Genomic DNA, 23,579 nt, shown 5'->3' on the forward strand with positions numbered 1-23,579 from the left:
ATTGATTAAGTTAAATGTTTTATACATAAATTGAAAACTAAGCTAAATTAATAACAATTTTTCACTTGAAAGGGGATTATACTATGAAAAATCAATGCCCACCAATTACAGTTAGTTCATGGACATTAGGAGATCAATGCAAATTTGAAGAAAGAGTTAAAGCAGCAAAGGAAGCAGGTTATGAAGGAATAGGTCTTCGTGCTGAAACTTATGTAGATGCATTAAATGAAGGTTTATTTGATGCTGATATACTTGACATTCTTAAAAAATATGATATGAAGGTTACTGAAGTTGAATATATTACACTTTGGGCTGAAGATAACCGTTCTTATGAACAAAAATATAAAGAACAAATGTGCTTCCATATGTGTGAATTATTCGGTGTTAATCATATAAATATTGGATTAATGGAAACTTACAGTGTAGAACATACTGCACAAAAATTAAAAGAATTATGTCAAAGAGCTGGTAAATATGTTATTGGTGTAGAACCTATGCCATACAGTGGTATTCCAGATGTTAAAAAGGGCTGGGCAGTAGTTAAAGCTTCTGGCTGCGACAATGCTAAGCTTATATTAGATACATGGCATTGGGCAAGAGCAAATCAGGAAAATGATATTAAATTATTAGAAGGTATTCCAGCTGATAAAATTGTATCTATACAGATCAATGATGTTTATGAAAGACCTTATGCAAAATCTATATTAAGAGATGAGTCAATGCATGACAGACTTGCACCAGGTACTGGAATCAATGTAACAGAAGGTTTTGTTAAAATGATCAAAGAAAAAGGTATCAAACCTGCATGTATCGGTGTTGAAGTAATAAGTGATGCTATTTTGGCAAAAGGTGTTGCTGAAGCAGCTAAGCACACATATGACAATACTATAAAAGTATTGGATAAAGCTTGGCCAGAAGTTTCCCCAAAGACAAAATAGTAAAACATAATATATTATAAGTTTTAATGGATTTTAAAAAACGAAAGGATGAGATTTTTTATGATGTTTAAATCCATGTTTACACCAATAAAAATTGGCCCTATGACAGTTCCAAATCGTTTTGTAGTTTCACCTATGGGAAACAATTTTGCAAATACAGATGGAACCATGAGTGACAAATCATTGGCCTACTATAACAAACGAGCTCAAGGTGGTTTTGGATTAATAACTTTTGAAGCTACAGTTGTGCATAAAGAAGCTAAGGGAGGTCCTAGAAAACCTTGCTTATTTGATGACAGCACTGTGGAAAGCTTTAAACGTGTAATTGATGCTTGTCATGAAAATGGTGCAAAAATATCTATTCAACTTCAACATGCAGGACCTGAAGGTAATGCAAAGGTTGCTGGATATCCATTGAAATCTGCTTCAGCAATACCATCAGCATTAGGACGTAATATACCTGAAGCTATGACTACTGAAGAGATTTATGAATTAATTGAAGCATATGGTGATGCAGCAGTACGTGCAAAGAAAGCTGGAGCTGATGCAGTAGAAGTACACTGTGCACATGGATATTTAATTAGTAGTTTTCTTTCTCCAAGAACAAACAAACGTGTAGATGAATTTGGAGGATGCTTTGAAAATAGAATGAGACTTCCTCGTCTAGTTATTGAAAATATTCATAAAAAAGTTGGACATTCTATAGCTATTATATGCCGTATCAATTCTAGTGATGAAGTTGCAGGCGGATTAGATGTTCACGATAGTGCAGTAATTGCGGCCTATTTAGAAGAATGTGGTATTGATGGACTTCATGTTTCACGTGCTGTACATCTTAAAGATGAGTATATGTGGGCGCCTACAGTTATACATGGTGGCTTCAATGCTGAATTAGTTACAGAAATAAAAAGAGCAGTAAATATTCCTGTTATTGTTGTAGGACGTTTTACAGAACCTCATTATGCAGAAATATTAGTTCGTGAAGGAAGATGCGATTTAGTAGCTTTTGGACGTCAAAGCTTAGCTGATCCAGAAACACCTAACAAGGCTGCAGCTGGCTGCTTGGATGAATTAACTCCATGTATTGCTTGTTTACAGGGATGTGTTTGTAACATGTATCAGGGAAATCCAATTACTTGTCTTGTTAATCCATTACTTGGAAGAGAAGATGAATTAAAAGTAGCAGATACTAGTAAAAAAGTAGTAGTTGTTGGAGGCGGAGTTGGCGGTATGCTTGCAGCATGGGTATGTGCTAAGAGAGGCCACGATGTAACATTGTTTGAAGCAACTGATACACTTGGTGGACAAATGCGTTTGGCAGCTTATCCTCCAGGAAAAGGCGATATTACAAATATGGTACGTAGTTACATCAACAAATGTAACAAATATGGTGTAAAAATCCATATGAATACAAAGGTAACTTCTGAAATAATATCAGAAGAAAAACCTGATGCAGTAGTTCTAGCTACAGGAGCAACACCACTTGTACTTCCTATACCAGGAATCAACGATTCAGGACTAATACATGCAGTTGATCTTCTTGATGGAAAAGAAGCTTGTGGCAAAAAAGTTCTTGTTGTAGGAGGCGGTATGGTTGGATGTGAAACAGCTGCTTTCTTAGGAGAACTTGGACATGATGTTACTGTTATAGAGCTTCGTGATGAAGTAGGAGCTGATGTAATATCAGAACATCGTAAATACTTAATGAAAGATTTTGATGAATATAAAATTAAAACTATTACAGGAGCAAAAGTTGCAAAATTCTTTGAAGGCGGTGTAGCTTATACACTTGCAGATGGTGTAGAACAAAGTGCTTGTGGCTTTGATTCAGTAGTTCTTGCTATGGGATCACGTAACTACGATCCATTAAGTGAAGAAGTTAAAAAAGTTGTAAAAGAAACTTATGTTGTTGGAGATGCAACAAGAGCACGTAGAGCATTAGATGCAACAAAAGAAGCACTAGATGCAGCATTACAAATATAATGCTATAGCACTATAACAATTTTAGGGGGCTTACATTATGGAAAAAACAATTTCAGGAACAACAGCTTTATATAGTTTAATAGGTACACCAGTAGGACATTCAGGATCCCCTGCTATGTATAATTACAGCTTTCAAAAGTTAGGAATAGATTCTGCATATTTAGCTTTTGACATTTCTCTAGAAAAAGTTCCTGATGCTATTGCAGCTATGAAGACTTTGAATATTAGAGGATCAAATGTTACAATGCCATGTAAAAGTGAAGTAGTTAAATTTATGGATGAGTTATCCCCAGCTGCCCGTATAGTAGGAGCAGTAAATACTATTGTTAATAGCAATGGAAAATTAACTGGAAATATTACAGATGGTGTTGGATTTGTACGCAGCTTAAAAGAAAATGGAGTAGATGTAAAAGGTAAAAATATAACTATTATTGGTGCAGGTGGTGCTGCAACAGCTATTCAAGTACAATGTGCTTTAGATGGAGCTAAGGAAATTTCCATATTCAATATAAAGGATGATTTCTATAAAAGAGCTGAAGAAACTATCGAAAAATTAAAGCAAGAAGTACCACAGTGCGTTGTAGAGTTATATGACTTAGAAGATAGACAAAAACTTAGAGAAAAAATTGCATCTTCTAATATTTTAGTAAATGCAACAAGAGTAGGAATGCATCCTCATGAAGATGAATCTCCAATAAAAGATAGTACAGTTTTTAGAAAAGATTTAGTTGTATCAGATACAGTATATAATCCAAAACAAACTAAATTTTTAAAAGATGCTGAAGCTGCTGGATGTAAGACAGTAGATGGTACAGGAATGTTATTATGGCAAGGAGCAGAAGCTTTCAAATTATATACTGGATTAGAAATGCCAGCAAAAGAAGTTAAGGAATTATACTTTAAGTAATGGCTAACATTTAATATCCAATTGGGTTGGATTTAAAAATCCAACCCAATTGTTAAAACACAAAAGTTAATAAATTAACAAAAAAAGTATATAAAAATTAACAAATTAGCAACAAATTGTGGACGAAATTTTAATATATAAAAATATGCTCTTAATTAATAAAACTTTTAGATGAAGAATGAGAGGAGAAAAGAAATGAATAATAAAAAATATTATCCAACTGCCTTAGCATTGTATTTCACCTATTTTGTACATGGTATTGGAGTATCAATTTTAGGACAATATAAAAAGGATTTTGCTACTGCTTGGGGAGGACATGTTTTAGCTAATGGTAGTGTTGATGTAAGTATAGTACTTGCTGTTATTGCTGCACTTGGACTAGGACGTCTTATTGGATATCCTTTTTCAGGACCTATTTCAGATAAGTTCGGAAGAAGAGTTTCAGGATTAATTGGTATAGTACTTTATGTGTGTTACTTCTTCGGTCTTATAGCAGCACCAAATATGTATGTTGCTTATATATTTGCATTAATTGGTGGTGCAGCTAATGCATTTTTGGATACCTGTGTTACTCCATCATGTTTAGAGATTTTTGTAAATTCTGGTGATGTTGCTAACATGTTTACTAAGTTCTCTATATCTATATCTCAGTTTTTACTTCCATTTATGATAGGTATTGTTGCAGCAAATCATATGACTTATAAAACTATTTTTATTGTAACAGGCATTTTACTTGCTATAGATGGTATTTTAATTGCATTTATGCCTTTCCCTCCAATGAACACTAGTGCTAAAAGTGATAAGCCTAAGGAAGAAAAGATGAAATTTACACCAACTAGTATTGCAGTTATTCTTATTGGTTTTACATGTACATCTACATTCCAATTATGGTTAAACTGTAACCAGGAATTAGGAAAGTTATATGGTCTTGCTAAGCCAGCTCAAATTCAATCATATTATGCAATGGGATCAATGGTTGCAGTACTCGTAACAGCAGCCCTAGTAAAGGAATTCCTTAAACCAGTTAAAGTACTTGTTCTTTATCCTTTACTTTCCACAATAATGCTTTTGATTATATACTTTGTACAAACCCCAACTATTTGTTTAATAGGCGGATTTGTAATTGGATTTGCAGCAGCAGGTGGAGTACTTCAGTTAGCTGTATCTACAGCAAACTCAATGTTTCCAGCAAATAAAGGTAAAATTACTTCTATAGTTATGCTTGCATCTAGTGCAGCAAACTATGTTATTTTAAATGCTGCTGGTGCTATAACAAAATCTGGTGGTACAAATGGACCAAAATATGTAGTTTTATTTAATATAGTAATTACTATTATTGGTGTAGTACTAGCTTTATATGTAAACAGACAATATGCAAAACATGCAGTAGCATAATAGAATAGAACATACTAAGTAAACTTAATTGCAGATATTATAATATCTGCAATTAAGTTACATCTATTTCTTGAAAAATAATTGTTTGAAAATTATGGATTTTAAATTGTGAAAGTTAAAATTAACTCAATCAAGCTTACTAAGAATATGTTAATAGTAATGCAACAACATAAAGTTAGTAATTTTAAAAAATCAACTAAAAAGATGATTTTTATTATTGGATACATAGCTGTTTCAACAGCATTTTTTATGACTTATTTTTTAGATTAGCTTATAAGCGAAAAGAATATATTAAATATAGAACTTTATAATTAACTCCAATATGTATTTATGATAAGAATATTACTTATATGCAAAATAAATGGTGAATGATGGATATAATAGTTATTCTTACATGCTGTATGTTAACTTTTAAATTATTGAAAATATAAATTATGAAAAATAATTTATACAGGAGGGGAAAAATGATGGAAGTAATTGAGGAGAAAGAAAAAAGCAAAGCAACTGGCAAGAGATGGTTTATATTATTATTAGTCTGTGTAATAACATTTGTAAATTATCTTGATAGGGCGAATTTATCAGTAGCATCAACATCAATATCAAAAGAATTTGCGTTAAATCCTGCAGTAATGGGATTGATATTTTCAGCTATGAGCTGGGCATATACTTGTATGCAAATTCCATGTGGGTGGTTTCTTGACACGTTTGGACCTAGATTAGTATATGGAATTGCTCTTTTAGGCTGGTCTTTAGTTACAGGAATTATGTCCTTTGCTTCTGGAGTAAGTAGTTTGATAGCTTGCCGTATTGGTCTTGGCTTTTTTGAAGCACCAGCTTTTCCAGCAAATAACCGTATTGTTACTACTTGGTTTCCGTCTCACGAACGTGGCTTGGCAATTGGAGCTTATACTGGCTCTGAATATGTAGGACTTGCGCTTTGTACTCCAATTCTCACATGGCTTTTGGTAACATTTGGCTGGAGATCGATTTTCATTACTACTGGTGTACTTGGAGTATTATGCTTTATAGGTTGGATTGCTTTTTATCATGATCCTGCTTCTGCAAAAGGTGTTAATAAAGCAGAACTTGATCTCATTAAAAATGGTGGTGGACTTTCTGATACTATAAAAGAGAAGAGAAAAATTAGCTTGGGAGAATTAAAGTATCTTTTTAGTAATAGACAATTGTGGGGCATGTATATAGGTGGATTTTCAATTGCCTCAATATTATTCTTTTTTATGACATGGTTTCCATCTTATCTTGTAAATGAAAAACATATGGCTATATTGAAATTTGGTATATATGGTGCAATACCATACTTTGCAGCTATTGCTGGCGTATTTGTAGCTGGAAGATGGTCTGATTGGATGCTTTCAAAAGGACTTAGCATGAGTATATCTCGTAAGATGCCTGTTATTATTGGTTTGTTATTATCTGCTATGATTATAGGTGGTAATTATACAAATAATATTAGCCTTGTTATAACTTTTATGTGTATTGGTTTCTTTGGACAAGGTATGGCATCAACTGTTTCCTGGGCACTTCTTTCCGAAATAATGCCAAAGAATTTAGTAGGTTTATGCGGAGCTACTTATAATTTCATAACTAATATGGGAGGAGCATTATCGCCTCTTATAGTTGGGTATCTAATTGCTAGAACTGGTTCATATTCTTCAGCATTGGTTTTCATATCAATAATGGGTATTATAGGTGCTGTATCTTATATATTTATAATTGGAAAACCTGAACGTATTATAATTTCTGATTAATGTAAATTATCATAGTGAATGACAAAAAATAATGTACATAAGTATTTTAATAGTTAAATATCAAATGGACTATATATGCAAGAAATATTTTATATATTTCTTGCATGAAATGGAGGCTGAATATTATGAATAACATTATAACAAAAAAGAGATACTATCCTACTGCACTTGTATTATATTTAAATTACTTATTTGATGGAATGCAAAATATTATATTAGCACAGTGCATGGCACCTCTTATGCTGCAACTTGGAACAAATAAATCTGGAGTTGCATACGTTATTTCTGGACTTGGAATAGGTAAAATTGCTGTCTTACTTATTGCTGGTGTGTTAAGCGACAAATATGGACGTAGATTATTTGTTAATTTGGGAATAGGAGTATTTATAGTATTTTTTGTTGGCATTTTATGTTCTAAAAGCGTAATAGTGGCATTTATATTTGCCATAATAGGAGGCATGGCAAATTCATTTTTGGATGCAGGTACATATCCTGCTTTAATGGATGCGTTTCCTGAATCAGCAGGTACGGCAAATATTTTAATAAAGGCATTTATAGCAGCTGGTCAATTCATTTTACCTTTGATGGTTGGATATTTGCTTAGCCACAATTTATATTTTGGATATTCATTTATATTCTGCATAATAGGCTATGTAATTCTTGGACTGTTTATGTTTAAATTGCCATTTGCCGATGAAGACAAAAAACGAAACAAATCATATGATAAAAATCAATATGATAAAGAAAATACTTCTGTTGAAAAAACTAATAATTTTATTAGTAAACCTAGATTTTCAATAGAAGGAATTACTCTTATTGCCATAGGATTTACTTGTACAACAACATTCTATTTAATTTCTGTTTGGCTGCCAACATATGGACAAGAAGTAGTTGGAATGTCAAAAACTGCTTCACTGGCCCTTGTAAGTTATTATAGTATAGGCTCACTTATTTCAGTGTTTATTACTGCTTATTTAGTAAAAAGTTTAATAAAACCTGTAACAGTTTTATTTGTTTATCCACTAATTTCATTGATTTTTCTTTTAATTTTATGGTTAACACCTTCACCTACTACTTGTATTATATGCGGCTTTATGATTGGATTTGCAGCAGCTGGAGGGGTTCTTCAATTGACCATAACTACCATGGCACAATTTTTCCCTGGAGGAAAAGGAAAAGCTACAGGTATGGTTAATACTGCATGTAGTGCTGCATTCTTTATTATACCAGTTGCGACAGGTATAATATCAAAAACAAGTATTAGCAACATAATTTTACTTAATATAGTTATAACAGGAATAGGTGTATTGTTAGCAATAATTGTTAACATTCGGCATCATAAAGTTTTCGGCATTTCATGTAAAGAATAAATATTTAAAATTTAGTGGGTTTATGCGTAAGTAATTATAATGAAAAGATGGTTTCTAAGTTGATTAGAAGTCATCTTTTTGCATAATATAAAATTTTTCGTACCAAAATAAGGAATAATTATGAAGGGGATTACAATACATAGAAAAAAGCTATTAATAATTATAAAAATATGTATTAGAATTGTTAAAATATAAATAGTATAATATAAACACAAAATGTTAAAAAAATAACTATATATTAAATGGTGAGTAATGATAGTAAAAAAAAATACTTTTTGTAAAATTACTTACTTAAAAATTATATAAAATAATTATTTATATCCTTTAAGATAACGATTACTGGAAACTTATATTAATTAGTGGCTGATTACAATAATATATAAAAATTTTAAATTTAAAGGAGAGAATTATTATGGCAGAAAGAATTACAGGACACACAGAACTTATAGGATTAATAGCATACCCAATTAGACATTCAAGTTCACCAGCAATGCATAATGAAGCATTTGCAAAATTAGGATTGGATTATGCTTATCTTGCATTTGAAGTAGGTAATGAAGATTTAGAAGATACTATAAAAGGCTTCAGAGCAATGAAAGTTCGTGGATCAAATGTATCAATGCCAAATAAAACAGTTGTTCACAAGTACCTTGACAAAGTATCAGAAGCAGCAGAGCTTTGTGGTGCAGTTAATACAATTGTAAATGATAATGGTGTTTTAATTGGACATATTACAGATGGTATTGGATATATGGAAGCATTAAAGGATGCTGGTATCGATATTATTGGTAAAAAAATGACCATTGTAGGAGCAGGTGGAGCAGCTACAGCAATAGAAATACAAGCAGCTTTAGATGGAGTAAAGGAAATATCAATTTTCAATCGTAAGGATGAATTCTATGCTCGTGCTGAAAAGACAATAAAGGATATCAATGAAAAAACAAATTGTAAAGCAACTTTATATGATTTAGCAGATCTTGATAAATTAAAGGAAGAAATTAAGGATAGTTATATATTTACAAATGCAACTGGAATGGGAATGAAACCTTTAGAGGGACAAACTTATATTCCAGATCCAAGTTTCTTAAGACCAGATTTAATTGTAGTAGATGTTGTTTATTCACCAAGAGAAACAGCATTGTTAAAAATGGCAAAAGAAGTTGGATGTAAAACAATGAATGGTTTAGGAATGATGTTATTCCAGGGAGCTGCTGCATTTAAATTGTTTACAGGAAAAGATATGCCTATAGAACATATGAAAAAGGTATTAGATATTAAATACTAATTAAAATTTATATGTGTATAGTAAATAAATTATGAGAATACTAAAAATTGAATTATATTATGTAACCAATAAGTTACATACGGGTTGAATTTTCAAATTCAACCCAATTATTAAAATAGAAAAGTTAATAAATTAACAAAAAAAGGAATTCATAAATTATTATATATTAAAGCAGTATAGTGAAAATCAATTTTAAGTATACGAAAAAGATCATTTGTATAATACAATAGAAATAAAATTACAAGAATAATTGTCTGAAAATTTCAAAAATGCAATTACAAATATTTAACAAACCAATTTAGACAAGTTTAATTGGAATTGGAGGAGTATTGATGAAAGAAAGTAATATGAACAATTTACAAAACAAACCAACTAAAAAAAGATGGTTTATACTGCTTTTAGTATGTACAATAACTTTTATAAATTATTTGGATAGAGCTAATCTTTCTGTTGCTGCACCGTTTTTATCAAAAGATCTTCATTTAAATCCTGCACAAATGGGGTTAATATTTTCAGCATTAGGCTGGTCATATACTTGTATGCAAATTCCTTGTGGATTTCTTCTTGACCGTTTTGGAACTAAATTGATATATGGAATTGCACTTTGTGGATGGTCAATCTTTACTGGAGCGATGGCTATTACATACAATGTTGCAAACATAATTGCTTGCAGAATTGGACTTGGATTTTTTGAAGCACCTGCTTTTCCGGCTAATGGACGTATTGTTACTACATGGTTTCCTTCTAAGGAACGTGGACTTGCAATAGGAGCTTATACTGGTGCTGAATATATAGGGCTTGCACTTTGTACACCTATAATTACATGGATTATGATAAATTTTGGATGGAGAGCTGTATTTATAGTTACAGGAGCATTGGGACTTTTATTTGCTTTTGTTTGGTTTGCTTGTTATAGCGATCCTGCTAAAACAAAAGGTATTAATAAGGAAGAACTTGACCTTATTAAAAATGGAGGAGGTCTTTCAGATACTGTAGCAGAAAAAAGAAAAATTAGTGTGAAAGATTTAAAATATTTATTTTCAAACCGTCAATTATGGGGGATGTATATAGGTGGCTTTTCAATTGCTTCAATACTATTCTTTTTCATGACTTGGTTTCCATCATACCTTGTAAGTGAAAAACATATGCCTATATTAAAAGTTGGAATTTATGGAGCACTACCTTACTTTGCAGCAATTGCTGGAGTTCTTGTATCTGGAAGATGGTCAGACTGGATGGTTTCTAAAAATATGGGAATGAGTATATCGAGAAAACTTCCTGTTATTACTGGATTATTATTGTCTTCTGTAATTATAGGAGCTAATTATTCAAATGATGTTAATACTATAATTGCATTTATGTCCATAGCGTTTTTTGGACAGGGAATGGCATCAGCCATATCTTGGGCACTGTTATCCGAGATAATGCCCAAAAATTTAGTAGGTTTGTGTGGCAGTACTTATAATTTTATAACTAATTTGGGAGGAACTTTATCTCCAGCTATAGTTGGATATTTAGTTGCTAGAACGGGATCATATTCTTCTGCATTAGTTTTTGTATCTGCCATGGGTATTTTAGGAGCATTTTCTTATATATTTATTATTGGTAAACCTAAACGTGTTGTAATTCCTGATTAGAAAAAAATTTAATTTCGTAAAATAAGCAGAATGCGATGTAAGAGTACAGTGAAAGTTAAAATCCAAACTTCTACTAGTACCCTTGCGTCGCATTATTTTTAAACTGCTAAGGTAAAATCAAAAATAATCCAACAAGAAAATTTTAACAATATTATATTTGTATATTAAAATGATTTCAATAACAAAATAATTAAATATAGAAAAACTTTTAAAATTTCTTAATAATAATTTATTATGTTATACTAACTTAAAGTTTGTTATAATAAGATGAAAATTTACAAATAAATTAGGGAGTAGATCAAATGAGAGTTTATGAAGTTGCATTTAGACTGCTATTGGCTATAATTATTGGAGGATTAATAGGATATGAAAGGGAATATCAAAATAGACCAGCAGGATTTAGAACACACATACTTGTATGTATAGGTGCTTGTGTGATATCTATGATACAACTATATGATGTTCAAAAAACTGTTGAAATGATAGGGCAAAATCCACAATTGAGTAGTGCGTTAAAGGCAGATATAGGTAGAATAGGAGCTCAAGTAGTAAGTGGTGTAGGCTTTTTAGGTGCTGGTACTATACTTCATGAGAAAGGTTCTGTTAAGGGACTTACTACTGCTGCTAGCTTATGGGTAGTTGCATGTATTGGACTTGCAGTTGGATTAGGTTATTATGTGCTAAGCATTTTGTCAACTATTGCTGTAGTTATTGCACTTGTTAGTTTGAAAAAATTTGAAGCAAAATTTATTGACAAGACTAATTTAGTAAAATTGGAAATAGAATATATGGATAAACAAGGAATGGTACAAATGGTTAATGGATATTTTGAAGGAAAAAGTATAAAAATAAAAAATATTGAGTTTTTAATTGAAGAAGTGGATGGATGTGAAGATGGGTGTATGAAGAGTCTATATACCATATTAATACCAAGACATGTAAGAAAATCCGAAATAATTAAACACCTAGCATCCATAGAAGAAGTTATGAGAGTAACAGTAAAATAGGTATTTTTAGTAACAAAAAAGTTATAATCACATATAATAATGTAGTGTAGTAATATTAAAAGGTGATTTAAATGCCATTTTGTTCTTATTATTATGGCTATTTTAGACAAAGTTCAGGATATTCATATATTAGAGTTTTTCATGCAGCACCAGATGCTCCAGCAGTTGATGTTTATGCTAATAATGCTATTATTGTATCAAATATTAAATTTAAAGGATTTTCACAATATATAAGAGTACCACAAGGAAAATATAGATTTAGGGTTTTTAAGCAAGGCACTCAAAAAAATCCACTAATAGATAGAGATATAATTATACCTGAAAATAGAATACTTACTTTAGCTGCAATAGGTATAATGCCTAACTTGGAGTTGAAAGCAATAGAAGATACTTTAGAACCTTTAAGACGTGGAAGATCTAAAGTAAGGTTTATTCATCTGTCTCCAAATGCACCTGCTGTGGATATTACATTACCTAATGGAAATGTAATTTTTAAAAATGTATCCTATAAGGAAGTTACTGGATATAAAGAGGTTCGTCCAGGAAGTTATAATCTTCAAGTAAAAACTGCAGGTATAGATGAAAAAATATTACTTTTACCTAATACTAGATTTGGACCTAATAAATTTTATACTATTTATGCAGTTGGGTTAGTAAATAGGGAACCTAAGTTGCAAGTTGTAATACCATTAGATGGAAACACATATTTAAAATTTTAAAATGTGGTCTTTACAAAATAAGCATATTGCGAAGCAAAGCTTCGCAATGTTTTTAAATTGTATAGAACTTATAGTATTATTAATAGGATAAAAGTTTACTAACTAGTATTGACAAGCTTTAGTGAAAATGTTATCATTATTCCATAATAAATTAATTGAGGATTGTTACTGGTTATGCAGGCAAAACCTAAATTAAAGTAAACAGCATTTTTGTTTATTTTAATTTAGGTTTTGTTATTTTATATAGTATACTTTAGTAGTGGGGGATATATATGGTAATAAAAAAGATACTGAATAATAATGTAGTTACTGTTATAGATGAATCTACTGGTTTAGAAAAGGTTATTATGGGTAGAGGAATTGCTTTTAAAAAAAATGTTGGAGAAAATTTAGATGAGTCAAAAATTGAAAAAGTGTTTTCTATAGAAAATAAAAATGAAAATGTAAAGTTTCAAAAGCTCATAAATGAAATACCACTTGAATACATAAAAGTATCTGAAAAGATAATAAGTCATGCAAGAGAAGTTTTAGATAATAAGTTAGATGATCATATATATGTAGCTTTAACAGACCATTTAGCTTTTGCTATAAAAAGATCAATATCAGGCATATATATAGAAAATCATTTACTTTGGGAAATACAAAGAATTCATAAAAAGGAATATGATATTGGACTTTGGGCTTTAAAGTTTATAAAAGATGAGTTAAATATTGAAATGAAAGAAGATGAAGCTGGATTCATAGCTTTACATTTAATTAATGCAACTATAGGGCAGAATATGACAGGTACTATGAATATAACTTCTATAGTACAGGATATATTAAATATAATTAAATATTATTTTACCATAGAATTTGTAGAGAATGATATTTCTTATGATAGACTAGTAACACATTTAAAATATTTTGCTCAAAGAGTTATGAGTAAAAAGCATTTAACAGAAGAAGAAGTTTCATTTTTAAAGTTAGTAAAGGAAAATTATGAAAATGCTTATAAGTGTACTTTAAAAATTAAAGCATATATAGAAAAGAATTATGATTATATGGTAAGTGATGGAGAAATAGTTTATTTAACCTTACATTTGCAGAGAGTTATATCTGCTTTGAAAAATTAATAAATTAGGATTGTTACTGTTGTCAGGCAAAACCTAAATTGAATTAATATATATTTAAGCTAAATTATGCTTTAATGTATTTTAATCAATTTGGGTTTTTTTATATTAAATTAAAAATTAAAACATTAAGCTGTAGGCGCCGCAAGTTTAATGTTATTTATTAAAAATGTTATATAAGGAGGAAAATTGATATGGATTATAATAAAGTAGCAAAAGAAATTTTGCCATTAGTTGGTGGAGAAAAAAATATTGAAAGTGCAGCTCATTGTTCTACAAGATTGCGTTTAGTTTTAAAAGATAATAAGAAGGCTAATAAAAGTGAATTAGAAGTCATGGAAGAGGTTAAGGGTGTTTTTGAAAGTGCAGGTCAACTTCAGATAATTATAGGTCAGGGAGCTGTTAACAAGGTTTATGATGCTTTAATATCAAATACAAATATTTCAAAAGCCAGCATGGGAGAAGCAAAAAAGGCAGCTATGAAAAATATGAATCCTCTGCAGAGATTTGCTAGAGTTTTATCTAATATATTTGTTCCTATTATACCTGCCATAGTAGCTAGTGGACTTTTAATGGGTGTTTTAGGAATGTGTAGTACTTTTGGATGGATAAATTCAAAAAGTGGAATGTTTGTACTTCTAGATATGTTTTCTAATGCTGCTTTTGTATTTTTACCAGTTTTGATAGCTTTTAGTGCAGCTAAGGAATTCAATACAAATCCATTTTTAGCAGCAGCTTTAGGTGGAATTATGATTCACCCTAGTTTACAAAATGCATGGACATTAGGTGAAGGAATAAAAAATAGTATAACAGTTTTTGGTTTACATCTTAGTATGGTTGGATATCAAGGAACAGTTTTACCTATACTTATAGCAGTTTGGGTAATGGGATATATAGAAAGGTCACTTAGAAAAGTAATTCCAAATGTGTTAGATATACTTGTAACTCCATTTTTAACTTTAATGATTACTGCATTTTTTTCAATGTTTATTATAGGACCAGCAGGAAGGCTTATTGGTGATGGAATATCATTAGGATTCCAATCATTATATAATGGAGCAGGATTTTTTGCAGGTATTATACTTGGAGGATTATATTCTACTATAGTAATAACAGGGGTACATCACAGCTTTCATGCCATTGAAGCAGGACTTTTAGCTAATCCACATATCGGTAAGAATTGCTTGTTGCCAATTTGGTCTATGGCTAATGTAGCACAAGGTGGAGCGGCTTTAGCAGTATACTTTAGAACAAAAAATAAAAAAATAAAATCCATTGCAGTTCCAGCATCAATATCTTGTTTGCTTGGAATTACAGAACCAGCTATATTTGGAGTAAACTTAAGATTTGGAAAACCATTTATTGCAGCTGCTGCAGGTGGTGCTATAGGTGGTGCTTACATGGCATTTACTAAAGTAGCTATGACTGCAGTTGGAGTTACAGGCATTCCTGGAACCGCTATTGTAAAACAAGGATCAATAATTAATTATTTAATTGGATTAGTTTTAGCTTTTGGAGGAGCCTTTATAATAACAATAATACTTGGTTTTAAGGATGAAATTGAAGCAGATAATAAGAACAATGATGATAATGAATCTAAAAAAGATTTAGAAAAAGCTATTAATAATTTGGATAGTGTAGAAAAACTAGCAGCTCCAATGAAGGGAAAATCAATAGATTTAACAGAAGTACCAGATAAAACATTTGCAGCAAAATTATTAGGTGAAGGTATGGCTATAGATCCTGAAGATGGTGTAGTTGTATCTCCTATAGAAGGAAAAATAGCTCATTTATTTGAAACAAAACATGCTGTAGCTATAGAAAGTAAATCTGGTATTGAAATATTAATTCATATTGGAATAGATACAGTAAAAATGAATGGAGAAGGTTTTAAAGCTTTTGTAAAAAGTGGTGACAATGTTAAAGCTGGAGATAAATTATTAGAAGTAGATTTAAATTTAGTAAAAGAAAAGGCAAAATCACCTATAACTTCTGTAGTTGTGACAAATTCAGAAAAATTTAATTTTATTAAAGGTGTAAAAGAAGGAAAAGTAGAATTAAATGATGAATTTATATTGGTAGGAAATACTAAAGATTAAAGTGCAGTGAAAGTTAAAATTCAAACTAGTAACTTCAAGTGTGCACAGTTAATTACATTGGTATGGATAATTTTTAAGTTGTAAATCGTTGCAACTGCAATTTTAGGAGGAATAGTTATGAATAACAGCATATTATGTGTAGGTGAATTGCTTATTGACTTTATTTGTTCAGATGTTAACTCTAGTTTATCAGCAGGAAGTAATTTTGTTAAAAAGGCAGGGGGAGCACCTGCCAACGTTACAGCAGCTATAGCTAAATTAGGTGGAAAGGCTTTATTTGCAGGTAAGGTTGGAAAGGATGCCTTTGGAGTGTTTTTAAAGGATACTTTAGATCAAGCAGGTGTAGATACTTCTATGTTAATTATGGATGATAATTCAAATACTACACTAGCTTTTGTTTCTTTAAAATCTAATGGTGAAAGGGACTTTATATTCAATAGAGGTGCAGATGGATTATTAAAGTATGAAGAGTTAGAAGAGAAAAAAATAAAAGCTTCAAAGATAATACATTTTGGATCTGCTACAGCACTTCTTGGTGGAGAATCAAAAGAAACTTATTTAAAAATTATGGAGGTTGCAGAAAAACAAAATATATTTATAGCTTTTGATCCTAATTATAGAGTAGATCTGTGGAAAGGAAGAACAGAAGAATTTATAGAAACATCTAAGTTTTGCATGAAGTATGCTGATTTGGTAAAGGTAAGTGATGAAGAAATAAAAATTATATCAGGAGAAGATGATTTAAATAGAGGACTAGAGGTAATTCATAAACTAGGAGCTAAAATTGTAGCTGTAACTTTAGGAAAAGAAGGAACTTTAATATCAAATGGTAAAGATTATACTACAGTTGGTAGTATAAAAATAAAATCTATAGATTCTACAGGTGCAGGAGATGCTTTTGTTGGAGCATTTTTATATAAAGCAGCTGAACTTGAAGATCCTAAGTCTTTAATAGAAAATTTCGAGAAGATAGAAGAAATAACTGCTTTTGCAAATAAGGTAGGAGCTGTTGTCTGTACAAAATTGGGAGCTATAGCATCATTACCAACGTTAGGAGAAATAGAAAAACTGTAAAGAATATTATTGATTTTATGCAAAATAGAGAAATGGTGTTAAATATGAATAGAAATGAAGAATTATTAAAAAAGGCTTATGAGAGTATGGAAAAAATGAAGCCTTTGGTGCAAGCTGATTATTACAGGCTAAAATATCATATAATGCCTCCAGCAGGACTTTTAAATGATCCTAATGGCTTTATATATATGAATGGTGAGTATCATTTGTTTTATCAGTTAAATCCCTTTGATACAAAGCATGCATCAAAGCATTGGGGACATGTTAAAAGTAAGGATTTAGTCAATTGGAGTGATGCTTCTATAGCCTTGGTTCCAAGTAATTGCTATGAAACTCATGGGTGTTATTCTGGAAGTGCAGTTAATGATAATGGTGTTTTAACTATTATGTATACTGGAAATGTTAAAGATGAAGAAGGAAATAGAGAAACTTATCAATGCTTAGCTATGAGCAAGGATGGTATGAATTTTGAAAAATATGAGAATAACCCAGTAATTAATAATCAGCCAGAGGGATATACTAGACATTTTAGGGATCCTAAGGTTTGGAAGAATGGACATTTATGGTATGCAGTATTAGGCACTCAAACTATAGAAATGGAAGGTAGAGTTTTATTATTTAAATCAGAAAACTTAAAAAAGTGGGAGCTCATAGGAGAAGTTACAGGCTCCAATATAAATGGTTTGAAAGATTTTGGATATATGTGGGAGTGCCCTGATCTTTTTCATTTAGATGGTAAGGATGTATTAATAGCCTGTCCTCAAGGGTTAGAGGCTAAAGGCGATTTATACAATAATATATATCAATCAGGATATTTTATAGGAAAATTAAACTATGATACTGGAAAAATGGAACATGGGGAGTTTGTAGAATTAGATAGAGGCTTTGAATTTTATGCACCTCAAACAACTATAGATGATAAGGGAAGAAGAATTTTAATAGGATGGATGGGGTTGCCAGAAAGGGATGAACATCCTACAGTAAAACATGGATGGTTGCATACAATGACTATTCCAAGAGTATTACAGCTTAAAGGTGAGAAATTGTATCAAAATCCCATAGAAGAAATGAAATCACTTAGAAAAGAAGAAATTTCATATAATGATATGATAATAGATAATGAAGAAATTCAGCTTGAAAATATTCAAGGGGATGTTTTAGAGCTTTATGTGGAATTTGAATTAAATGAAATAAGTAATTTAGAAGAAATAGGTATAAAAGTAAGATGTTCAAAGGACAATGAAGAGTATACTAGATTGTGTTATGATTTATGTAATAGTAAGTTCATACTGGATAGAGATAATAGTGGAAAAGGCTATAAGGGAATAAGAAAATGTAAAATGGATTTTTGCAAAAAGCTAAAATTAAATATTTTCATGGATACTTCCTCGATAGAAATATTTATAAATGATGGGGAAGAAGTTTTTACAAGTAGGATTTATCCTGAAAAGAATAGCAGAGATATAAAATTTTTTGCTAAGGGTGGTACTGTAAAAATAAATAAAGTAGTAAAATGGAATATATAACGATTTAGAATGCTCCATAAGAAAGTGAATTTCTTGTGGAGTTTTTTTATATGAATTCTACAAATATATGTAAAAAATAATATTTATGACTTAGTTTGCTTTAAATCAATTAATGTACAATATGTGTAAAAATATATATAATATTAGCAAATGCTGGACATTGACGAAAATTTTCTGTAAAAAATAAATAAATGTTCGACTTTTTTGAAAAATATGATATAATAGCTTTTGTGAAAATGGAAAACTGTGAACAATATTTAGATTCATGGTAAATATTTAACAATTTGATAAATTTTTGTTTAAATTAAAATAATATACAAAATTAAAGTATTTTTATTCCTATACTGAAAGTGAAAATACAGATTATAAGGAGGTTAAGATGTTTACAATACTAGATTTAGTTCAACCAAATACAATAGACGAAGCATATAAAGTACTTGTAGATAAAAAAAGTAATACTATTCTTGGAGGTTGTGCTTTTTTAAGGATGGGTGCTAAAAGAATAGGTACAGCTGTGGATTTATCAAAGCTTAATTTAAATTATATAAAAGAAGATGATGAATATATAGAAGTAGGAGCTATGACCACCTTTAGAGATATTGAGACAAGCCCTTTATTTAAAGAATACTTTAATGGAATATTACCTAAATCAGTTAGCAATATAATAGGAGTTCAGTTTAGAAATATAGTAACTGTAGGTGCTACTGTATACTCAAAGTATGGATTTTCAGATTTGATAACAGCATTATTGTGTTTAGATACAGAAGTGGAATTATACAAAGGAAATAGAATGTCTTTAGAAGAGTTTTTAGAAAGACCTTATGAAAAGGACATTTTAACTAGAATATTTATAAAGAAAAATAATAGAAAAGCTATTTATGGAAATTTAAGAAATGCTATAAGTGATTATCCTATATTAAATGTATCTGTTTCTAGATTAGGTGATAAATGGACTGTAGTTGTAGGAGCTAGGCCTTTACATGCTAAAATTGCAAAAGGAGCATCTGAAGCGTTAGCCAATGGAAATTTCAGCATTGAAAATGTAGAAAATGTGGCAAACATAGCTTCTGAAGAGCTGCATTTTGGAAGCAATATGAGAGGTTCAGCCCAGTACAGGAAATCTATGTGCAAGGTTCTTGTAAAAAGAGCGATAATGGAGGTATTACAGTGCAAATAGAAGTTATTTTAAATGATAAAAAAGTTAATTTTGAAATAGAAAAAGATGAATTTTTAGCTGATACTTTAAGAAAAAATGGAATATTAAGTATAAGAAAAGGCTGTGATACAACTTGCTGCGGTCTTTGCACAGTATGGATAGAAGGAAAGCCAACTTTATCCTGTTCAACTTTATCTATAAGAGTTAATGGAAAAAATATTACCACTATAGAAGGATTAAAAGAAGAATCAGAGCAATTTGCCAAAATTCTTGTATCAGAAGGTGCTGAACAATGTGGGTTTTGCAGTCCAGGTTTTATAATGACTGTAATTGCCATGAAAAATGAACTTAAAAATCCAACAGAGGAAGAAATAATTCATTACTTAACTGGTAACTTGTGCAGATGTACAGGCTATATGGGTCAGTTAAGAGCAATTAAAAAATATCTGGGGGTAGCATAAACATGAGAATAGTTGGTAAAGGTATTTCAAAGATAGATGGAATGACTATTGCAACAGGTAAGCCTGTTTATACAGAAGATTTAGCGGTAAAAGATGCTTTAGTAATAAAAATACTAAGAAGCCCACATGCTTTTGCAAGAATAAAATCTATAGATATATCAAAAGCAGAAAAAATAGATGGTGTTGAGTGTGTTTTAACCTATAAAGATGTTCCTAATGTGAGATTTACATTAGCCGGACAATCTTATCCTGAACCATCACCTTATGATCGTTTAATATTAGATGAAGTTGTTAGATATGTAGGAGATGAAGTTGCAATTGTAGCTGCTGTAGATGAAAAGACAGCTTTAAAGGCTATAAAGCTTATAAAGGTTGAATATGAAGTGTTTGAGCCTGTTTTGGATTTTGAAAAAGCAGAAGAGCATGAATCAACAGTTCATGAAGAGGACCTTCATTGTAATTTTGACATTGGTATGCAGAAGGATAAAAATATTGTTTCTAGACAAAAGATGGAGTATGGAGATGTTGAAAGCGAATTTGATAAGTGTGATGTAGTAGTAGAAGATACTTATTACAATCAAGCACAAGCTCATTGTATGATGGAAACTTATCGTTCTTTTAATTATATTGATCATGCAGGAAGACTTGTGGTTATAAGTTCAACACAAATTCCATTCCATGTTAGAAGAAAATTAGCTAGAGCCCTTAACATACCATCAAGCAAAATAAGAGTAATTAAACCAAGAATAGGTGGCGGTTTTGGAGGTAAACAAACTGTTGCAGTAGAAATTTTTTCTGCAATAGTTACTATGAAAACAGGTAAACCATCTATGATAATATATGATAGAAAAGAAACCTTTGAATGTACAACTAGCCGTCATGCTATGAGAACAAGGGTTAGATTAGGTGCAGACAAAGAAGGATATATAAGAGCTATAGACATACAATGTTTATCAGATACAGGGGCTTATGGTGAACATGCTTCTACAGTATTTGGACTTGTAGGGCAAAAAACACTTCCTTTATATAATAAGACAAAAGCTGTTAGATTTATGGGAGATGTAGTTTATACAAATAAAACTCCAGCAGGAGCATTTAGAGGTTATGGAGCAACACAGGGAGCCTTTGCTGTTGAATCAACAGTTAACAAATTAGCAGAAAAGTTAAATATGGATCCAACAGAAATTAGACTCAAAAATTTAATTAAAGAAGGAGAAACTTCTCTTGCTTTTGAAGGAAAGATTTTAGGAAGTTCAGCTCTTCATAGATGTATAAAAAAAGGTAAAGAGTTAATAGGCTGGAATGAAAAATATCCAAGAAGAGAAATAGGAGAGACTAAAGTAAGAGCTCTTGGTATGGCAGTAACCATGCAGGGATCAGGAATTGCATGTATAGATACTGCATCTGCAGAAGTAAGGTTAAATGATGATGGAAATTATACACTTCTTATAGGTTCTACAGATATGGGAACAGGAAGTGATACAATATTATCGCAAATGGCTGCTGAGATTTTAGAAACATCAATGGAAAAAATCATAGTAAATGCAGCAGATACGGATATTTCTCCTTATGATCCAGGTTCTTATGCTTCAAGTACAACTTATGTTACAGGAATGGCTGTAGTGAAAGCAGCAGAATCACTTAGAAAGCAGATTATTGAAACAGGAGCTAGATTACTCGAATTGTCTCTTGAAGATGTAGAATTTGATGGAGAAAATATAAAGGCTGCTTATGGAAAGAAATCTATGAGCTTAGAAAAATTAGCTGAACTTATGGTTTTAGGTACAGGAAAGCTTCAATTAGTTGGTAATGCTACTTATGGAAGTGAGGTATCACCTCCACCATTTATGGCAGGCTTTGCAGAAGTAGAAGTAGACAAGGAAACAGGAAAAGTGGATGTAATAAACTATGTAGCAGTAGCTGATAGTGGAACTATCATTAATCCAAATTTAGCAAGACTTCAAGTAGAAGGTGGAATTGTTCAAGGAATAGGAATGGCATTATATGAGAATATTAAATTTAACTCAAAAGGAAGACTTGAAACAAATACATTTATGCAGTATAAAATTCCTTGTAGAAAAGATGTAGGAAGTATAATAGTGGATTTTGAAGAAAGCTATGAGCCAACAGGTCCTTTTGGAGCAAAATCCATAGGAGAAGTTGTTGTAAATACTCCATCACCAGCAATTGCACATGCAGTTTATAATGCTGTAGGAGTTAGAATGACATCTCTTCCAATGACATCAGAAAAAGTGTTTATGGCAATGCAGCAATTAGATAATAAATAGAAGTTTTTGATTAATATAAAGCCTTATTGAAAAATGCTACAGTTATTATAACATGAAGGATAAATTAATTTTTGAGGTGCAATATGAATTTAAAGGATTTATTAAACTTAAAAAAAGGTGATGTAATATCCATTGTAGGTGCTGGCGGAAAAACCACTTTCATGTATTCTTTAGCAGAGGAATTAAGAGGTGAAAATAAAGTACTTGTAACAACTACTACAAAAATTTATATGCCCAATAAAAAATATTATGATTTTATAACTATAAATGAAAGTAACTTTAATAATTATAATTATGAAAAAACTAATGGTATATATTTATATGGAAGTTATTTGAATGAAGAAAATAAAATAATTGGATTGGATACTGAGCTTTTAGAAGCTCAGTTACCGTATTTTGACTATGTTTTAGTAGAAGCAGATGGTTCTAAGAGAAAGTCCATTAAGGGATGGAAAGATGATGAACCTGTAATAAGCCAAAATACCCATAAAACTATAGGCATTTTAAGCATAGATGCTTTAGGTAAAAAAGTAAATGCTGAAAATGTTCATAGATTATGTGAATTCAAGAGTATAACTAATTCAAAAGAGAATGAAATTGTAACTGAAAAACATTTAACTTCTTTAGTACTTCATAATAAGGGTTTGTTTAAAGATTCTAAAGGAGAGAAAGTTTTATTTATAAATAAGGTAGATGGAGAAAATGAGCTTATTTTAGCAAAAATGTTAGCAGCTAATATTTTAGAAAACAATCATAACTATGTAGATAAAATTATAATTGGAAGTTTAAAAAATAAGCAATACCAATTAGTAGTTTAAGTTTACAAAATAAAAATATTTATATGAATTAATAC

The 23,579-nt window shown here is 30.7% G+C and carries 19 protein-coding genes; all 19 read left to right on the forward strand.

The window, feature by feature from the left end; genetic code table 11:
- The first annotated feature begins 83 nt into the window (after nt 1–83).
- The 19 genes from Q6H37_RS13615 (at nt 84) to yqeC (ending at nt 23,544) form a co-directional block, all read left to right on the forward strand.
- Nucleotides 84–938, forward strand: a complete 855-nt coding sequence (locus Q6H37_RS13615) for a sugar phosphate isomerase/epimerase (RefSeq protein ID WP_318742454.1) — start codon at nt 84–86, stop codon at nt 936–938.
- Nucleotides 939–998: 60 nt separating this feature from the next.
- Nucleotides 999–2,921, forward strand: coding sequence for an FAD-dependent oxidoreductase (locus tag Q6H37_RS13620; RefSeq protein ID WP_318742456.1), 1,923 nt, complete (start codon nt 999–1,001; stop codon nt 2,919–2,921).
- Between the two features lie 37 nt (nt 2,922–2,958).
- A complete protein-coding gene (locus Q6H37_RS13625) occupies nt 2,959–3,828 on the forward strand; it encodes a shikimate dehydrogenase (protein WP_318742458.1) in 870 nt (289 codons plus the stop codon).
- A 195-nt stretch (nt 3,829–4,023) separates the two neighbouring features.
- Nucleotides 4,024–5,223, forward strand: a complete 1,200-nt coding sequence (locus Q6H37_RS13630; RefSeq protein ID WP_318742460.1) for an MFS transporter — start codon at nt 4,024–4,026, stop codon at nt 5,221–5,223.
- Nucleotides 5,224–5,331: 108 nt separating this feature from the next.
- Entirely contained in the window at nt 5,332–5,493 is a 162-nt protein-coding gene (locus tag Q6H37_RS13635; RefSeq protein WP_318742462.1) for a hypothetical protein, read from the forward strand.
- A gap of 194 nt (nt 5,494–5,687) precedes the next feature.
- Nucleotides 5,688–6,992 carry an MFS transporter gene (locus Q6H37_RS13640; RefSeq protein ID WP_318742464.1) on the forward strand — a complete coding sequence of 435 codons (1,305 nt, stop codon included), beginning with the start codon at nt 5,688–5,690 and terminating at the stop codon, nt 6,990–6,992.
- A gap of 125 nt (nt 6,993–7,117) precedes the next feature.
- Complete coding sequence (locus tag Q6H37_RS13645) at nt 7,118–8,362, forward strand: MFS transporter (protein WP_318742466.1); 1,245 nt, start codon at nt 7,118–7,120, stop codon at nt 8,360–8,362.
- Nucleotides 8,363–8,774: 412 nt separating this feature from the next.
- Nucleotides 8,775–9,647, forward strand: coding sequence for a shikimate dehydrogenase (locus tag Q6H37_RS13650; protein WP_318742467.1), 873 nt, complete (start codon nt 8,775–8,777; stop codon nt 9,645–9,647).
- A gap of 332 nt (nt 9,648–9,979) precedes the next feature.
- Complete coding sequence (locus Q6H37_RS13655; RefSeq protein WP_318742468.1) at nt 9,980–11,284, forward strand: MFS transporter; 1,305 nt, start codon at nt 9,980–9,982, stop codon at nt 11,282–11,284.
- Nucleotides 11,285–11,586: 302 nt separating this feature from the next.
- Nucleotides 11,587–12,291, forward strand: coding sequence for an MgtC/SapB family protein (locus Q6H37_RS13660; RefSeq protein ID WP_318742470.1), 705 nt, complete (start codon nt 11,587–11,589; stop codon nt 12,289–12,291).
- A gap of 71 nt (nt 12,292–12,362) precedes the next feature.
- Complete coding sequence (locus Q6H37_RS13665) at nt 12,363–13,010, forward strand: DUF4397 domain-containing protein (RefSeq protein WP_318742471.1); 648 nt, start codon at nt 12,363–12,365, stop codon at nt 13,008–13,010.
- A 272-nt stretch (nt 13,011–13,282) separates the two neighbouring features.
- A complete protein-coding gene (licT, locus tag Q6H37_RS13670; RefSeq protein WP_318742473.1) occupies nt 13,283–14,125 on the forward strand; it encodes a BglG family transcription antiterminator LicT in 843 nt (280 codons plus the stop codon).
- A gap of 191 nt (nt 14,126–14,316) precedes the next feature.
- Nucleotides 14,317–16,221 carry a sucrose-specific PTS transporter subunit IIBC gene (locus Q6H37_RS13675; protein WP_318742475.1) on the forward strand — a complete coding sequence of 635 codons (1,905 nt, stop codon included), beginning with the start codon at nt 14,317–14,319 and terminating at the stop codon, nt 16,219–16,221.
- Between the two features lie 117 nt (nt 16,222–16,338).
- Complete coding sequence (locus Q6H37_RS13680; protein ID WP_318742477.1) at nt 16,339–17,295, forward strand: carbohydrate kinase; 957 nt, start codon at nt 16,339–16,341, stop codon at nt 17,293–17,295.
- A gap of 44 nt (nt 17,296–17,339) precedes the next feature.
- Nucleotides 17,340–18,821, forward strand: a complete 1,482-nt coding sequence (locus tag Q6H37_RS13685) for a sucrose-6-phosphate hydrolase (RefSeq protein ID WP_318742479.1) — start codon at nt 17,340–17,342, stop codon at nt 18,819–18,821.
- 379 nt (nt 18,822–19,200) lie between these two features.
- On the forward strand, nt 19,201–19,998 hold the full coding sequence (locus Q6H37_RS13690) for an FAD binding domain-containing protein (protein ID WP_318742481.1): 798 nt from the start codon (nt 19,201–19,203) through the stop codon (nt 19,996–19,998).
- Nucleotides 19,989–20,438, forward strand: a complete 450-nt coding sequence (locus Q6H37_RS13695; RefSeq protein ID WP_318742483.1) for a (2Fe-2S)-binding protein — start codon at nt 19,989–19,991, stop codon at nt 20,436–20,438. The genes Q6H37_RS13690 and Q6H37_RS13695 overlap by 10 nt, the downstream gene beginning before the upstream one ends.
- A 2-nt stretch (nt 20,439–20,440) precedes the next feature.
- Nucleotides 20,441–22,726 carry a xanthine dehydrogenase family protein molybdopterin-binding subunit gene (locus Q6H37_RS13700; RefSeq protein ID WP_318742485.1) on the forward strand — a complete coding sequence of 762 codons (2,286 nt, stop codon included), beginning with the start codon at nt 20,441–20,443 and terminating at the stop codon, nt 22,724–22,726.
- A gap of 83 nt (nt 22,727–22,809) precedes the next feature.
- A complete protein-coding gene (gene yqeC / locus Q6H37_RS13705) occupies nt 22,810–23,544 on the forward strand; it encodes a selenium cofactor biosynthesis protein YqeC (protein ID WP_318742487.1) in 735 nt (244 codons plus the stop codon).
- The last annotated feature ends 35 nt before the right edge of the window (nt 23,545–23,579 follow it).

The organism is Clostridium sp. JS66 (genome assembly GCF_033561535.1).
GTDB classification, from domain to species: domain Bacteria; phylum Bacillota; class Clostridia; order Clostridiales; family Clostridiaceae; genus Clostridium_AM; species Clostridium_AM carboxidivorans.

Excerpts from the sequence above, each read along its gene's own strand:
- Q6H37_RS13615 (WP_318742454.1), top strand. The coding sequence starts at position 84 with ATGAAAAATCAATGCCCACCAATTACAGTTAGTTCATGGACATTAGGA.
- Q6H37_RS13620 (WP_318742456.1), top strand. The coding sequence starts at position 999 with ATGATGTTTAAATCCATGTTTACACCAATAAAAATTGGCCCTATGACA.
- Q6H37_RS13625 (WP_318742458.1), top strand. The coding sequence starts at position 2,959 with ATGGAAAAAACAATTTCAGGAACAACAGCTTTATATAGTTTAATAGGT.
- Q6H37_RS13630 (WP_318742460.1), top strand. The coding sequence starts at position 4,024 with ATGAATAATAAAAAATATTATCCAACTGCCTTAGCATTGTATTTCACC.
- Q6H37_RS13640 (WP_318742464.1), top strand. The coding sequence starts at position 5,688 with ATGATGGAAGTAATTGAGGAGAAAGAAAAAAGCAAAGCAACTGGCAAG.
- Q6H37_RS13645 (WP_318742466.1), top strand. The coding sequence starts at position 7,118 with ATGAATAACATTATAACAAAAAAGAGATACTATCCTACTGCACTTGTA.
- Q6H37_RS13650 (WP_318742467.1), top strand. The coding sequence starts at position 8,775 with ATGGCAGAAAGAATTACAGGACACACAGAACTTATAGGATTAATAGCA.
- Q6H37_RS13655 (WP_318742468.1), top strand. The coding sequence starts at position 9,980 with ATGAAAGAAAGTAATATGAACAATTTACAAAACAAACCAACTAAAAAA.
- Q6H37_RS13660 (WP_318742470.1), top strand. The coding sequence starts at position 11,587 with ATGAGAGTTTATGAAGTTGCATTTAGACTGCTATTGGCTATAATTATT.
- Q6H37_RS13665 (WP_318742471.1), top strand. The coding sequence starts at position 12,363 with ATGCCATTTTGTTCTTATTATTATGGCTATTTTAGACAAAGTTCAGGA.
- licT (WP_318742473.1), top strand. The coding sequence starts at position 13,283 with ATGGTAATAAAAAAGATACTGAATAATAATGTAGTTACTGTTATAGAT.
- Q6H37_RS13675 (WP_318742475.1), top strand. The coding sequence starts at position 14,317 with ATGGATTATAATAAAGTAGCAAAAGAAATTTTGCCATTAGTTGGTGGA.
- Q6H37_RS13680 (WP_318742477.1), top strand. The coding sequence starts at position 16,339 with ATGAATAACAGCATATTATGTGTAGGTGAATTGCTTATTGACTTTATT.
- Q6H37_RS13685 (WP_318742479.1), top strand. The coding sequence starts at position 17,340 with ATGAATAGAAATGAAGAATTATTAAAAAAGGCTTATGAGAGTATGGAA.
- Q6H37_RS13690 (WP_318742481.1), top strand. The coding sequence starts at position 19,201 with ATGTTTACAATACTAGATTTAGTTCAACCAAATACAATAGACGAAGCA.
- Q6H37_RS13700 (WP_318742485.1), top strand. The coding sequence starts at position 20,441 with ATGAGAATAGTTGGTAAAGGTATTTCAAAGATAGATGGAATGACTATT.
- yqeC (WP_318742487.1), top strand. The coding sequence starts at position 22,810 with ATGAATTTAAAGGATTTATTAAACTTAAAAAAAGGTGATGTAATATCC.